Here is a 13,502-nt window from a genome sequence, read left to right on the forward strand (position 1 = left end):
CTGGGCGCAACCGGCAAATTCTGAGGCGAACATTTCGAGTGCGAGGAGAACTGTGCCGTTTCCCACCGTGGTAGGGAGCCGACGATGATGCGGCTGCTCGAGATTCCCATGCAGATCGCGGAATCCGTGTTGTCGATCGTGGGCATCCGGGTGGGCACCGAAGAGCCCCACTATGTGGGTACCCAGCTCACGGACAGCGTGGAGATCCGGCGGTACGGTCCGCGGATCGCCGCGGAGACCACGGTGACCGCCGACGAGGACCGCGCCCGCTACATCGGTTTTCGACGCCTCGCCGGGTACATCTTCGGCGGCAATCACCGCGACGAGAAGATCGCGATGACCGCGCCGGTCAGCCAGCAGTCACGCGAGAAGATTGCGATGACGGCGCCGGTGGCGCAGGCCCGAAACGGTGACCACTCGACGATCCGGTTCTACCTGCCGTCGAAGTGGACGATGGACACCTTGCCGACCCCGGATGACGACGAGGTGCGGTTGGTGACCGTGCCGGGTGAGACGGTCGCGGTGTTGCGGTTCAGCGGCGACCGCAGCGCGCACGCCGTCGCTGCCCGGACGCAGGAACTTTCGGAGGTGTTACGCGCCAACGCGATCGAGGTCGCCGGGCCGGCACAGGCCTGGTTCTACGACCCGCCCTGGACGCTGCCGTTTCGCCGCCGCAACGAGATCGCGATCCCGGTGCGCCAGTAGCTCGGTCCTTAGACTGTCGCCCGGTCGCGGCCCTCCCAGTAGGGCTTGCGCAGCTCCTTCTTCAGGATTTTGCCGGTGGGGTTGCGCGGCAGCTCGTCGGTGATGTCGACGCTCTTGGGGCACTTGTAGCCCGCGAGCCGTTCCCGGCACCACGCGATCAGCTCCTCCGGGGTGGCCGAACCCTCCAGCGAGACCACGGCTTTGACGACCTCGCCCCACTTCTCGTCGGGAACGCCGATGACGGCGACGTCGGCGACCGCGGGATGCTCGGCGATCACCCGTTCGACTTCGATCGAGTAGATGTTCTCGCCGCCGGAGATGATCATGTCCTTGAGTCGGTCCTCGACGAAGATGAAGCCCTCCTGGTCGACGCGCCCGATGTCACCGGTGCGGAACCAGCCGTCGGAGGTGATCGCCTCGGCCGTCGCCTCCGGCTTGTTGTGGTAGCCCTTCATCAACTGCGGTGTGCGGAACCACAATTCGCCCTGCTGTCCGGTCGGCACCTCGTCCAGCGTGTCCGGGTCGACGACGCGCACTTCGGCGTTGGGCACCAGCGTGCCCGCGCTGGACAGCCGTTCCTCGCGGCCGGGGTCGCGGTGCGCCTCGGGCAGCAGGTGGCTGATCACCCCACACACCTCGGTGAGCCCGTACACCTGCATGAAATCGGTGTTCGGCCAGGCCTTCAACGCCGCACGCAACAGCGGCAGCGGCATCGGGGACGCGCCGTAGGCGAACGTCTTGAGCGCGCCGAACAGCTTGACCGCTTCCTCGCCGGACTCCAGCACCTTGGCCAACACGGCGGGCACCAGGAATGTTCTGTTGGCACCCTGCAGAATCGCGCCTGCCAACGAGGCGCCGTCGACCTCGCGGGTCATCACGCTGGGCATCCCGTCGTGCAGGCCGAACTGCACATACGACGAGCCGCCGACGTGGAACAGCGGCATCGACACCATGCTCTTGTCGCCCTCGTCGAAGTTGAAGCCCTCGTGGCCGTTGATGGTGTGCGCGATGATGTTGGCCTGCGTCAGCTCAACGCCTTTGGGCCGGCCCGTGGTGCCCGAGGAGTACATGATGATGGCCACGTCGTCGGGTTGGACGTCGGCGCCGCGGTTCACCGGCGTGGCCGAGGCCAGCATCGCCTCGTACTCGTCGCCTTGAGAGCCATTGCCGCCCTCCGGGGTCACCGCGACGATGTGCTCGATGTGGGTGAGCTTGTCGCTGATCTTGTCGATGCCCGACTTGAGCTCGGCCCCGACGACCAGCAGCTTGGCGTCGGAGTCGTTGAGCACGTAGTCGAGTTCGTCGGCGGCCAGCCGGAAGTTGATAATCGCGTTGGCCGCGCCAAGCGATGCGGCGGCCAGCGTCAGCTCCACGCAGGCGGGGTGGTTCTTGTCCAGGAACGCCACCACGTCGCCGCGTTTGACGCCACGCTCGGCCAGCGCGCCGGCGAGCCGACGCACGCGGTCGTTCCACTGCGCCCAGGTCCAGGTGCGGTCCAGATACGTGATCGCCTCGGAGTCGGGCTTGGTTTGCGCCCAGTGGGCGGTTCGTTCGTCGAGGAAACGCGGGTCAGGCAGCTCAGACATGTTCAGAGCGTGCCATAAACCCGGGTTCCAGCCAGGAGAGTTTCGCGAACCTCCGAATCTGCGATCCGTTCGGGCGGCGCGGGTCGGCCGCAGTTGCCGATCTCCCGGGAGACCTTCGATGAGAAATCGCGTCGGGACGTGTCGGTCTCTAAAGGTGCCCGTACGGGGCACGACGAGAACCTGAAGGAGACATCACGATGGCGCGTTACATGCTGATCATGCGCTCCACCCCGGAGGCCGAGGCCGCGATGGCCGAGGCCGAGATCGACTTCGACCAGATCTTCGAACAGATGGGCCGCTTCAACGAGGAGCTCATCAAGGCCGGTGTGCTACTGGCCGGTGAGGGCCTGACCGGACCTGAGGAGGGGTTCGTCGTCGACTTCAACTCCGATCCACCGACGGTCACCGACGGCGGGTACACGGACGCCAGGGAGCTGTTCAACGGGTTCTGGATTCTGCAGGTGTCGTCGAAGGACGAGGCCGAGCAGTGGGCGCGGAAGATCCCCCTGGGCAAGGGCGTCAAGGTCGAGGTGCGGCGGGTCGCCGAGACGACCGAGTTCCCGCTCGACAATCCCTGGGTCAAGAAGGAGATTCAGTGGAAGGCCGAGCTTGCGGAGAAGATCGCGACGCAGGCCCGCGCCGAGGCCGAGCAGTTCGTCTAGGCCCTCGGGCGGCGAGGCTAGGTGGCGCGGATCCGGATGGGTCCGCGCCACGTTGCGTCGGGGTCGAGCACCTCCCCCTTTTGGGTGATCTCGACGTGACCGTCGCGGGCCAGGGGCCCGCGTTCGCGGGACAGGTCCAGGATCGCCTCGCGCAGCCGCCGCCGGGTGCTCATTCGGCCGAATCTACGCTCCCGCGCACACCCCGGAGTCGCGGATCACCCCGCCGTAGACGTTGGCAGTGGCGATATTGGCGTTGATCTGCCCGGCGGGCAGCCGCTTCTTGATCTTGTCGCTGATCTGGGTGAACTGATACCACAGCCGGTACATCGAATCCCCGTGGAACACCGGCGAATACTCGCTCTGGTCCGGGTAGTTGATGATGAACAGCGTGTGCGCACGGGGGTTCAGGAAGGCCGCGGACTGGTCGAGGTTGGCGGCGACGACGTCACCGGCGCGGGTCATCCCCGGCGCCGACCAGTCGTCGTCGTGGTCGGCCAGGAAGTGCTGAAAGCCGAACACCTGCGCCATCAGTTCGTCGTACTGGGCGTTGAACCACTGGCAGGAGTCCCGCATCGCGGTGACCTGTTCGGGGGTGACGCGGATCTGCCACAGGTTGTACGGGAACACGGTGTAGTCGGGCTGCCAGGCCGACGGGTGCGGTGTGAACACCGGCAGCGTCGGCGCAACCTCGTCGGCCCGTGCCATCGGCGCGGCGACCAGCAGCGCCGCGATGCTCGCCACCACAACCCGAAACATGGTCAGGCGCCGCCGAATTCGGGACGCAGCACCGGCGCGAGCGCCGACAGCGGGATATGGGCCTGCACGGTGCCGCCGTCCATCGCCCACTGCATGCGGCCGATCGTGTAGTCCAACGGGCTGTCGCGACCGACCGGATAGTCGGGCATGTAGAGGATCAGCTCATCCGGGGTGAGCGCCCACGCCCGGTAGCCGCCGGAGTACACCTTGTCCGGGGTCCAGCGGTCCGGGGTGAACGGATAGGTGCCGGCCTGGTGCGGCGGCGGTGCGGCATCGAGTGCGGCGACGATGAACGGCGCACCCAGGCGCGGGATCTCGGCCAGGTGGTCGACGCCCGGTTTGAACAGGTCGGCCAGTTGCAGCTGCCGCCCGCCGGCGAAGGTGAAGGTGCGGTAGGCGTCGCTGATGATGGGCGCGTTCGGGTGTGCGAGGGCGTCGGTACCCACTGTGCCCGAATACATCTCGTGGAAGACGGCCGTCATCGCGTCGCCGTGATGGAAGATCTGGAAGTGCTGCTCGCCGAAGCTGTCCTGGACCATCTTCGTCGCGGCGTTGCGCCAGTTGTTCATCAGGTTGGTCAGGTATTCCCGGATGGTGGGGTTGTTCACCAGATCGCCGGGCAACGCCATCTTGATGGTGCGGACGGCGTTGCGCTCCGAGACCACCGACGTGCTGCAGAACTGCCCGTCCCACTGTCCGCCCAGCTCGTCACAGAACGACGGTGCTGACGCTGCAGCAGCGGGTGCGGTCAGCAGGGCGGCGACGACGGCTACCGCGGCCACGACGGACGCGCGCATCTAGGGCAGCTCGACTTCGCTTGCGCGCCAACGACCGTCGACGTACTCCATGGTCATCTTGATCCGGCTGCGATCGATACGCGGATCCGGGACGGTGGCGTTCTGCACCGCCTGATCGACGAATAGCAACACCACCACCTTGTCCGTGGTGGCGGATTGCACTGCCGACTCCAGCACCACCCCGTGCGCGGAGGCCTTGTTGTCGATCAACAACTGGCGCAGCTCGGCGCTGGACTTCGAGTACATGTCCTTGAACTCGCCGGTCGCGCCGTCGAGTACCGCTGCGAAGTTCTCGTCGACCTCGTTGGAGTCGATGCTGGTCAGCACCTGCGCGTACTCGACCGCCGCCTGCTGGGCGGCATCGGCGGCGTGTTCCAGCTGCCGCAGCTGCCATAGCTGCCAGCCCAGAAAACCGGAGCCGGCCAGCACCCCGACGACCAGGGTGGCCAGTGCCGCGAGCCGGATGCGGCGCGGCCAGTTCCGCTCGCCCGCCGTGCCGGACGCCGGGTCGTCGGGTGTCCGGTCGTCGCTGCCCGAGGCGGTCTCGGGGGCGTCGGACACGTCGGTGTCGGGCTGCTCGACGTCCGACGTTGCCTCAGTAGTTTCGCTGTCACCGTCGGGTTTCTTGTCGGTGTCCTTGTCGTTCGTCACAGACAACTTGATCTCCTAGCAACTACGCACTCGCGGCTCACCGCGGTGGCTCGATCGGTAGCGTCGGCCCACCGTACGGGGTGGGAATGGTGAACCGGCCCTTCGGGGTCGGATCCGTCTGCCGACCGAGATCGGCACCGGGCGGGGGGCCCGCGGTGTCGTCGTCGGCCGGCCGCGGCGCGTTCTTGGCTCCGCGGACCAGCATCCCGGGGTGATCGTCGCGGCAGAATGTGTACATGAACGGTTCCGGGTAGTCCGCGTTGGACGGTGGAAGGCGCGGCGTTCCGTAGTCGCAGTGATACCGCGGGTAGATGTCGCCGCTGGCCCACAGCCCGTTGTCGTGCATCGCGCTGCCCAGCGCGTCGAGCAGCGAGCCACGGTAGTCCGGGAACAGCGCATTCAGTGCCGGCACCCGCAGGTACAACAGCCGGGAGACGGTGGTCAGATTGCCGAGCAGTTGCACCATCGTGTCGGAGTTGTCGATGAACAAGGCGTCCACCGCGGACAGCGCATCCGGACCCTGGTTGGTGAGCCGGCGATAGCCGTCGCGCATCTTGTTGATGCCGACGAAGCTCTGGTCGAGATTATCTGAGGCAACTGCGATTCCGGCGTTCTTGTCGGCGGCCAACGTGAGCACCACCCGGCTGGTCCGCAACAGGCTGCTGGTCTCCGGCAACACCGAATCCATCGTGGACAACAGGAACGTACCGCCTTCGACGATGTCCTTCAGCTTCTGGGGACCGGCCTGCGACAGGCTCAACTCTCGCCTGATCAGCTCGAGTTTCTCGGTATCGGCCTGCGCCAACGCCCCGTCCGTGTTGGCCAACAGCTCGGCCAGGCTGACCGGCACCGTGGCCCTACCCTGCTCGATGACGGCGCCATCGGCCAGGAACGGGCCCTGGTCGGACTCCGGCAGGAAGTCAATGTACTGCTCACCGGCCGGCGACAGGCCCGACACCGCGACATCGCTGGATTCCGGGATCTTCATCGACGATTTGACGTTGACCACCGCGTTCACCCCGGCCGGGGTGATGTCGAGCCGGTCCACCCGGCCGATCGGCACGCCACGCATCGTCACGTCCTGGTCGGGCAGCAGGCCGGCCGACTCGGGCAGTTGGATGGTGAGTTGATACTGCGAGGCGAACGGGTTCACCCGCAACGCACCGAACAGCAGGTAGCCGGTCGCTACCACCAGGACCAGAACCAACCCGGCGGAAGATAGCCAGGCGCGGCGGCGGTGGCCGAACCGGACAAGGTCGACCAGCCGGTCGGCAACTGTCGAGATCATCGTGGCGCCTCCGCAGGCAGTGGCGCGGGTGCAGGCGGCGGGGCGGGCGAAGGTGGCAGCGGCGGCCCGGCCACCGGCCCCAGTGCCGGCAGTGGAATATCGGTCGCCGGGGGCGCGACGGGCAGCGGTGCCGGCGGCGTTGGTGGGGCGAGCGGTGGCCCCGCGACCTCCAATTCCCCGGGCTCGGTCGGACTGGGGATCACCGGGACCTGCGGCACACCGGGACCCTTGCCGACGATCTTCTCCTGCAGCCGGTACAGCGTGTACTTGAACGAGCCCACCAGGTGAAACCAGTTGTGCCACTTGGGACCGTGGAACCCCTGGTCTCCGGCGAAGCCGATATCGGGTATGTGTCCGAGGATCAATCGGTCGATGCTCGCGTTGGTCGCGAGCGCGTTGCCGGTCATCGACTTGATGAATGGGGGCATCAGCCGGTTCAGCGCATAGAGCGTCGCGTCGGGGGCCAGCGCGACGTCGTTCCACGCGCCGGCGACGGTGTTGGCGTCAGCGATGACGCTGCGGCCGCTGGTGTCGGTGCCGGCGATCGACGGGAACTTGCGTGCCTGAACGGACACATCACCGACCTGCTCGACGAGGTCGGCGATCTGGGTGGTGTGTGCCGCCAGCGTGTCGGTGGCCGGACGGGCTTCGGCCATCACTTCGCTGATGGTCTGATTCTTGGCCTCGATGGCCTCGACGAGCCGGGAAGTCTCGGTGATCGCGTTCGAGATCTGCCCGGACCGGGCGTTCAGCGTGCCCAGGGTGTCGTTGGTCTTACGGATGAGATTGCCGAACGCCTCGCCCTGATCGCCGGTCGCCTTGCCCAGTCCGTTGATGATGTTGGTGAAGTTGCGCACCGCACCGCCGTTGACCAACACCGCCGCCGATGCCAACACCGATTCGACGGTGGCTGCGGCCGTCGTCGACTCCAATGGGATCGTGTCGCCATCGGTCAACAAGGGCGCGTTCGGATCGGCGGGGAACGGCGGCTTGATCGCGATGAAAATATCGCCGAGGGGTGTCGCGGAACGTAATTCGGCGGTGCTGCCCTGGGGCACCTGAACTCCGTCCATGATGCGCAAGGTGGTCACCGCGGTGTAGTTGCGCGCCTTCATCGACTCCATCTGGCCGACATCGGCACCGGCCAGCTTCACCTTGGCGCTGGCGGGCAGGTTCAGCGCGTTGGAGAACACCGCCGTCAGCTGGTAGCCGCCGGAGCCGACGCCGGGTGCCGGCAGCGGCAAACTGGCCAAACCGTCGGTGGCACAGCCGGAAAGGGCCAGGCACGCCGCCATCGCCAGCGCGATCGGCCGACGGTGGCGCCTGCTGCTCGGGGTCATTATTTCTGTCCCATCGCCGCGAGTCCGTCCAGCATGTACGTCAGCCCGAAGTCCGGCCCGAAGTCCTGCAACGTCCCGGTGCTGCAGCCCAGTTGCCGCAGCCCCATCACGTTGCACACCTCCTTGATGAACTGGTTGTCGAACAACACCCGGTCGGTGAGCACCTTGACCCGCAAGGCGCCGTTCTTCCGGTCGACGATGTTGTACAGGTTGTCCAGTGTCATCGGCGCCACGTCCAGGAATTCCTTGAGATCGCGTTCGTGATCGACAGCCGTGTTCAGCACAATGTCGCCGTTGGCGACGAGATCCTTGATGGTGTCGCGATGGATCTCGAGCACCTCACGGGTGTTGGTCAACACCTCGTTGATCTTTTTGCCGGTGGTCCCGCTGCCGAGGTTCTCATCGGCCAGGATCTGGCTGAGTGCGCGCACCGACGAGCCGAATTCCCGCAGTGTCTCGTCATTCCTGGCCGCCGCCTCTGACAACGAACTCAAGTTCCGGACGATGGTGGTCAGCTGATCCTTGGTCACCGTGCCCCGATCGGCGCTGAGCCGCAGGGCATTCGACAGCTCGCCGAGCGCGTCCTTCATCTGCTGGCCGTTGCCGTCGGCGATCGCGGCGGTGGCGTTGACCACATCGGCGATCGGGCCGTCACCCTTTCCGTCGCCCTCCAGAGATACCGACAGCTTGTCGAGAACGTCGAGCACCCGGGCGAATTCCACCGGGGTCTGGGTGCGATTCAGGCCGATGGTCGCGTGATCCTGCAGGGTCGGACCGCTGCCCGAGTAGGGTGGCGTCAGTTCGATCTGCCGGTCGGTCAGAATCGAGTTGGAAATCGTCACCGCCTGGACGTCCGCGGGAACCTTGACATCCTTGTCCACGGTGAAGTCGACCTCGACGTAGCCCCCCTTGGGGGTGATCTTGGCGACCCGGCCCACCGGCATCCCGAGAACCGCGACGGTGTTTCCCTCGTATAGGCCTGCGGCACTGTCGAACTGGGCGGTCACCGTGATGGTGTCGAGCCGGTCCTTGGTGTAGAGCACCACGACGGTGGCCAACACCAGACCCGCGACCAGTGCGATCGCACCGGCAACCAGCAGCTTGGTCTTGGTGATCCTCATTTGCAGTCCTGGTAGTACTCGATCATGCTGAATTGCTTGGCGCGGCCGCTGATTGCGCACATCCACGAGTCGACCAGCAGGCCGTTGGTCGCGTTGAACCCAGCCGCATTGCCGCTGCCGGTGGCGTTGGCCAAGCCACGCAGGGCGATTGGCCCGGACTGCAGGATGCTGCGCAGGAAGCCGTCACCGTCGCGGGCGAGCAGAGTGGACAACTCGCGCAGATTGCCCAGCAGCTCCTCGAGTTCGGGCCGGTCGTCGATGACGACGCTGCTCAATGTTTCGACGAGGTTGGTGAGCGCATCCATCATCGCGTGGAATGTCGCACGCGACGCGACGAACTCGCCGAGCAACGAGTTGCCCTGGTTTACCAGGCTGCCGATGGTGGACTGCTGACGGCGCAGCGTATTGCTGACCACTTCAGTGGTTTTCAGCAGTTCACCCAGTTGGTCGCGACGCTCGGCGATGATCGTCGACAGCGTGTGGGTGTTCTCCAGGGCCTGCGGCACCACCGGCGGCAACGTCTTCATCTGCTCGCCCAGAATGGACAGCGTCTCGGCGAAATTGTCGGAGTCGACCTGCTCGTAGGTTCGGGTGACGTCGGCGAGGGCTTCCTGCAGGTCGTAGGGGACCTCGGTGTGGGTCAGGTCGAAGGTGTCGTTCGGCAGCGAGCCTGCACCGTCGGGAAACAGGGCCAGATACCGCGAGCCGAGGATCGTGGTGATCTTGATCGAGGCCCGTGAATCCTCGCCCAGCGCAACGTCATTGCGCACCTTGAGCTTGGCCTCGACGTAGTCACCGGCGAGTTCCATACTCAACACCTCGCCCACAGGGATTCCGGCAACCGTGACCGGATTGCCGACTTGCAGCGCGGCGGCCTGCAAGAAGTGCGCGGTGTACTGCCGGTAGCCGAAGTTGGCCACCTTGAACAACAGCAGCGTTCCGACGAGCAACGAAACCACCAGGACCGCAACGACGCCCATCCAGGTCTTGTTGCGGTTCTCCAGCGGGAGTCGCCGGCGCCGCGGCTTCGTCTGATCAGCCATTGGCCATGTTCCTGCACTTCGGGGTGTAACGCGCCTTGTTGCCGGGGGTGGCGGCGTCCACGATGATCGGCACCACGTCGTTGAGGCCGGGGAAGAATCCTTGGATATTCAGGTCACATGCGTAGGCGTTGGCGAAGGAGCCTTCGCTGGTGATGCGTGCAAAGCCCTTCAGCAGCAACGGGAGGTTGGCGCCGGTAAATGCCAGCTGGTTCTCCAGACCGACCATGTGCGCCGCGAACCCCGGTTCGCGGGTGACCATTTCCTTCAGCGACGGGTACACCTCGTCGGAGATCGTCGACAATTGCCGCACCACCTTCGCGATCGAACTCATCGACGCCACCAATTCGGGGCGTCGCGCGTCGAAGGTCGACACCACCGTGCGGGCTTCGCCGATGATGTGGTCGAGGTCGTCGTTGTGCCGGGCGAGGTTGGCCACCACGACGTTCAGGTCAGTGATCACCTCACCGAGTTGCTCGTCCTGACCGGCGAACGACTCGGTGAGCTGGCTGGTCTGGTCCACCAGGGCGGTGATGGACCCCTTGTCGCCCTGCAGCGATTGGATGACACCCTTGGTCAAGTTGTCGGCGTGCTTGGGGTCGAGAACGCTGAACAGTGGCTCGTACCCGTTGAGCAGCCGGCCGACATCGAACGACGGGTCGGTGCGCTCGACGGGGATGACGCTGCCGGGCTTCAGCGGGCCCGGGTCACCGAGATTGCCCAGCGACAGACCGAGATATCGCTGGCCGACGATGTTCTGGTAGGTGACCGAGGCAACGGTGGTGCCCAGCACCTGCTGGTCGCTTTGCACCACGAAGGACACCTTGGCGTGTTTGCCTTGCAGCTCAATGCTTTCCACCCGGCCCACCCGCACACCGGCCATCCGCACGTCGTCGCCCTCACGCAACCCGAACACATCGGTGAACATCGCGGCATAGGGCACGGTCCGGCCGGCCACGTCTCGACGCAGCGTGACGTACACCAGCCAGGTCAGCGTGATCGCGACCACCATGAACAGCGACAGGCCGATCAGCGCTCCGCGGTACTTCATCGGGCCTCCTGGTCAAGCGAGACGGTCGTGCCACGGGCTACCGGTCCGAGCAGCAACTGGGTCGCCGTGGTGGCCGGCTGGCCGGTGATGACGGACAGCTGGTTGCGTTCCTGTCGGCTACCAACGGGTCCGACGTTCCCGCCGAAGGCCGCCGGCTGAGCCGGCGTTATAGCAGGAGCCGGCTGAGCCGGCGTTATAACAGGAGCCGGCGCGGCTTCGGCGGGCAACGGACCGGATGGCTGCGGAGCTACCGGCCCGGCAGGTGGGGCTGGCGGATCCCATGGTTTGGGCGCGACCGGTGCCGGTGGGGATTGGATCACCGGCGGCTGTGGCGTTGGTTCCAGCGCCGGGTTGGCCGATCCGGGTACCGGTGGCGACGGCGAAACTCCCGGTGGCAGAGGTGGATTCGGATCAGCCAGGTTTGGGTACGGGTTGACCAGCGGTGGCCCGACGGCAACCAGGTTGCCGTTCTCCCCCAATACCGTGCCGGGCGGGGGCGCCAGGTCCTTCGGAGGCTGATAGTTCTGTGGTAGCAGCGTATCCGGGAGGGGCGGCCGCACCGGAACCAATGGCGCGGTGTAACAGCTCGGGCCCTTGAGTTCGCCGTACTGCGGGCAATCGGCACGGGTATAGGTGTAGGTCGGCGTGAACGACAGGTTCACCCGCATGTTGCCGATGTCGCGGTCATGCATCCACACCTCGTCGAAGAACTTGTCGGACAGCTCGTTCAGCTTGACGAAGGCCGGCACCCAGTGGCGCGAGGTATCCGCCAGGTTGCCGACCACCGGGGTCAGCTCCGAGCTGATCTTGACCATTCGGTCGGTGTGGTTGTTCAGCGCGGTGTGAGTGGTGTTCATGGTGTGGATACCGCCGTTGACCAGCGTGTCGAGCTGGGCCCGCTGCTCGACCAGCACCTGCATCGGTTGCACCGCCTTCTGCAGCGCGTCGAACAGTTCCGGTGTGGTCTGCTGCAGTCCGACGGCCGCATCGGTGAGCGCCGACACCGTCGTCGAGTCCGGCCCGGTGGCCACAATCGCGTCGACATCATCGATGAGCCGGTCCAGTTGGGCGCCGGCGGCCAGCAACTCGGTGCGGCGGTCCTCGGTGGCCTCGTTGATCGCGGCCAGGATGCCGATGGTTTTGTCTTCGCGACCCCGCCCGGTGGCGGCCAGGATGTCGCGCAGCTTGCTGATCGTCGTCTGGAACAACACGGTCGGCAGCTCGGTGTCCTCCGGAATGTGCGCGCCCGCACGGATCGGCGGCCCGTCGCCGTTGTCGACCAGCTGCACCGACGACACCGCGAACACGTTGCTGGGCACCACCCGCGCGGTGACGTTGGCCGGTATCGAGCGGGCGTAATGCGGGTCCAGGTTGATGTGGACGTAGTTCGGGTTGCCGTCCGCGGCCGGGGTGACGCTGTCGACCGTGCCGACCAGCACGCCGTGGTACTTGACATCCGACCGCTGGGGCAGGCCGTCACCGACGTTGACGAGGTCCGCGACGACCCGGACGAACGGATCGAGCCGCCCGGTCGACTTGACCAGCAGGGCCGTCGAAATCACCCCTAGCACAAGGAGAACCACGAGCCCGCCGACCAGCAGCTGCCGGTCGTTGGGGCCGCGCCCGTCCAGGTCGAAGGAATTCGCCACCTAGCCCCCGAACCTCGCTCCGGAGTCGACGTTCCACAGCGCCATGGTGAGCAGCATGTTGACGATGATCACCACGGTGATGCTGGCCCGCATCGCATGGCCGGCGGCGACGCCCACACCCTCGGGGCCGCCGGCGGCGTAAAAGCCGTAGTAGCACTGGATCGTCGTGGCGATCCACACGAAGATGATGGCCTTCAGCAACGAGTACAAGATGTCCTGGCCCGACAGCATCAACGTGAAGTAGTGCAGATACGAACCCGTCGCGCCGCCGCTGATGACGCGCACCACCACTTGGGTGGTCAGATAACTGACCGCCAGGCACACGACGTAGAGCGGGATGACGGCGACCACCGAGGCCATCAGCCGGGTGGTCACCAGGTACGGCACCGGGCGGATCGCCAGGGACTCCAGCGCGTCGATCTCCTCGGCGATCCGCATGGACCCCAGCTGTGCGGTGAACCGGCAGCCCGCCTGGGTGGCGAACGCCAGCGACAACGCGATCGGGGCCAGCTCGCGGGTGTTGACCAGCGAGGAGATGATGCCCGTCGCCGGGCCAAGGCCCAGCAGGTCGAGGAAGTTGTACCCCTCGATGCCGACGAGCGCACCGACGGTGACGCCCAGCACGATCGCCACCCCGGCGGTACCGCCGCCCACCACCAAAGAGCCGTTACCCCAGGCGATGTCGGACAGCAGACGCACGAATTCGGCGCGATAATGCCGTAGCGCCAACGGGATTGCCGCGATCGCGCGGACGAAGAACACCAGCATGTGGCCGAGCCGGCCGATCGGCGGGGTGGCCTTCTGGTAGAGGCGGACGAAGGGCGCCAGCAGCGGCGGTACGAAAGTCGACGCCATC

14 protein-coding genes are annotated in these 13,502 nt (G+C 66.1%); 2 read left to right on the forward strand and 12 right to left on the reverse strand.

Going from position 1 to position 13,502, the window contains the following annotated elements:
- The first annotated feature begins 87 nt into the window (after positions 1 to 87).
- Positions 88 to 705, forward strand: coding sequence for an SOUL family heme-binding protein (locus G6N28_RS07520; RefSeq protein ID WP_163905949.1), 618 nt, complete (start codon positions 88 to 90; stop codon positions 703 to 705).
- 8 nt (positions 706 to 713) lie between these two features.
- Here the strand turns inward: G6N28_RS07520 and G6N28_RS07525 are convergent, their stop codons facing one another.
- Positions 714 to 2,291, reverse strand: coding sequence for a long-chain-fatty-acid--CoA ligase (locus G6N28_RS07525; RefSeq protein ID WP_163898874.1), 1,578 nt, complete (start codon positions 2,289 to 2,291; stop codon positions 714 to 716).
- Positions 2,292 to 2,488: 197 nt separating this feature from the next.
- Between G6N28_RS07525 and G6N28_RS07530 the strand changes: the two genes are divergently transcribed.
- Positions 2,489 to 2,953, forward strand: coding sequence for a YciI family protein (locus G6N28_RS07530; RefSeq protein WP_128108437.1), 465 nt, complete (start codon positions 2,489 to 2,491; stop codon positions 2,951 to 2,953).
- A gap of 17 nt (positions 2,954 to 2,970) precedes the next feature.
- Here G6N28_RS07530 and G6N28_RS07535 read toward each other — a convergent pair whose 3' ends face one another.
- From G6N28_RS07535 to G6N28_RS07585, 11 genes are read right to left on the reverse strand one after another with little or no spacing between them, the layout of a single operon-like run.
- The gene (locus tag G6N28_RS07535) at positions 2,971 to 3,126 is read right to left on the reverse strand and encodes a DUF3253 domain-containing protein (RefSeq protein ID WP_163898877.1); all 156 of its coding nucleotides are present in this window, start codon (positions 3,124 to 3,126) and stop codon (positions 2,971 to 2,973) included.
- 10 nt (positions 3,127 to 3,136) lie between these two features.
- The gene (locus G6N28_RS07540) at positions 3,137 to 3,709 is read right to left on the reverse strand and encodes a hypothetical protein (protein ID WP_163898880.1); all 573 of its coding nucleotides are present in this window, start codon (positions 3,707 to 3,709) and stop codon (positions 3,137 to 3,139) included.
- Between the two features lie 2 nt (positions 3,710 to 3,711).
- Positions 3,712 to 4,506: a mannan-binding protein gene (locus G6N28_RS07545; RefSeq protein WP_163898883.1), complete on the reverse strand. Its 795-nt coding sequence runs from the start codon at positions 4,504 to 4,506 to the stop codon at positions 3,712 to 3,714.
- A complete protein-coding gene (locus tag G6N28_RS07550; protein WP_163898887.1) occupies positions 4,507 to 5,163 on the reverse strand; it encodes an Rv1363c family protein in 657 nt (218 codons plus the stop codon). It abuts the gene before it with no gap.
- 31 nt (positions 5,164 to 5,194) lie between these two features.
- Positions 5,195 to 6,445, reverse strand: coding sequence for an MlaD family protein (locus G6N28_RS07555; protein WP_163898890.1), 1,251 nt, complete (start codon positions 6,443 to 6,445; stop codon positions 5,195 to 5,197).
- Positions 6,442 to 7,785, reverse strand: coding sequence for an MCE family protein (locus G6N28_RS07560; protein ID WP_163898894.1), 1,344 nt, complete (start codon positions 7,783 to 7,785; stop codon positions 6,442 to 6,444). Before G6N28_RS07560 ends, G6N28_RS07555 begins: the two co-directional genes overlap by 4 nt.
- Positions 7,785 to 8,906: an MCE family protein gene (locus G6N28_RS07565; protein WP_163898898.1), complete on the reverse strand. Its 1,122-nt coding sequence runs from the start codon at positions 8,904 to 8,906 to the stop codon at positions 7,785 to 7,787. Before G6N28_RS07565 ends, G6N28_RS07560 begins: the two co-directional genes overlap by 1 nt.
- Complete coding sequence (locus G6N28_RS07570) at positions 8,903 to 9,949, reverse strand: MCE family protein (protein ID WP_163898901.1); 1,047 nt, start codon at positions 9,947 to 9,949, stop codon at positions 8,903 to 8,905. The genes G6N28_RS07565 and G6N28_RS07570 overlap by 4 nt, the downstream gene beginning before the upstream one ends.
- A complete protein-coding gene (locus G6N28_RS07575) occupies positions 9,942 to 10,997 on the reverse strand; it encodes an MCE family protein (RefSeq protein ID WP_128108446.1) in 1,056 nt (351 codons plus the stop codon). The genes G6N28_RS07570 and G6N28_RS07575 overlap by 8 nt, the downstream gene beginning before the upstream one ends.
- Positions 10,994 to 12,646 carry an MlaD family protein gene (locus G6N28_RS07580; RefSeq protein WP_163898904.1) on the reverse strand — a complete coding sequence of 551 codons (1,653 nt, stop codon included), beginning with the start codon at positions 12,644 to 12,646 and terminating at the stop codon, positions 10,994 to 10,996. The genes G6N28_RS07575 and G6N28_RS07580 overlap by 4 nt, the downstream gene beginning before the upstream one ends.
- Positions 12,647 to 13,501, reverse strand: a complete 855-nt coding sequence (locus G6N28_RS07585) for an ABC transporter permease (RefSeq protein ID WP_163898907.1) — start codon at positions 13,499 to 13,501, stop codon at positions 12,647 to 12,649.
- Position 13,502: the final 1 nt, after the last annotated feature.

Source organism: Mycolicibacterium pulveris (assembly GCF_010725725.1).
GTDB lineage: Bacteria > Actinomycetota > Actinomycetes > Mycobacteriales > Mycobacteriaceae > Mycobacterium > Mycobacterium pulveris.

Bases quoted from the DNA above. Each gene is read 5' to 3' on its own strand.
- G6N28_RS07520 (WP_163905949.1), top strand. From the start codon at position 88: ATGCGGCTGCTCGAGATTCCCATGCAGATCGCGGAATCCGTGTTGTCG.
- G6N28_RS07525 (WP_163898874.1), bottom strand. From the start codon at position 2,291: ATGTCTGAGCTGCCTGACCCGCGTTTCCTCGACGAACGAACCGCCCAC.
- G6N28_RS07530 (WP_128108437.1), top strand. From the start codon at position 2,489: ATGGCGCGTTACATGCTGATCATGCGCTCCACCCCGGAGGCCGAGGCC.
- G6N28_RS07535 (WP_163898877.1), bottom strand. From the start codon at position 3,126: ATGAGCACCCGGCGGCGGCTGCGCGAGGCGATCCTGGACCTGTCCCGC.
- G6N28_RS07540 (WP_163898880.1), bottom strand. From the start codon at position 3,709: ATGTTTCGGGTTGTGGTGGCGAGCATCGCGGCGCTGCTGGTCGCCGCG.
- G6N28_RS07545 (WP_163898883.1), bottom strand. From the start codon at position 4,506: ATGCGCGCGTCCGTCGTGGCCGCGGTAGCCGTCGTCGCCGCCCTGCTG.
- G6N28_RS07555 (WP_163898890.1), bottom strand. From the start codon at position 6,445: ATGATCTCGACAGTTGCCGACCGGCTGGTCGACCTTGTCCGGTTCGGC.
- G6N28_RS07560 (WP_163898894.1), bottom strand. From the start codon at position 7,785: ATGACCCCGAGCAGCAGGCGCCACCGTCGGCCGATCGCGCTGGCGATG.
- G6N28_RS07565 (WP_163898898.1), bottom strand. From the start codon at position 8,906: ATGAGGATCACCAAGACCAAGCTGCTGGTTGCCGGTGCGATCGCACTG.
- G6N28_RS07570 (WP_163898901.1), bottom strand. From the start codon at position 9,949: ATGGCTGATCAGACGAAGCCGCGGCGCCGGCGACTCCCGCTGGAGAAC.
- G6N28_RS07575 (WP_128108446.1), bottom strand. From the start codon at position 10,997: ATGAAGTACCGCGGAGCGCTGATCGGCCTGTCGCTGTTCATGGTGGTC.
- G6N28_RS07585 (WP_163898907.1), bottom strand. From the start codon at position 13,501: ATGGCGTCGACTTTCGTACCGCCGCTGCTGGCGCCCTTCGTCCGCCTC.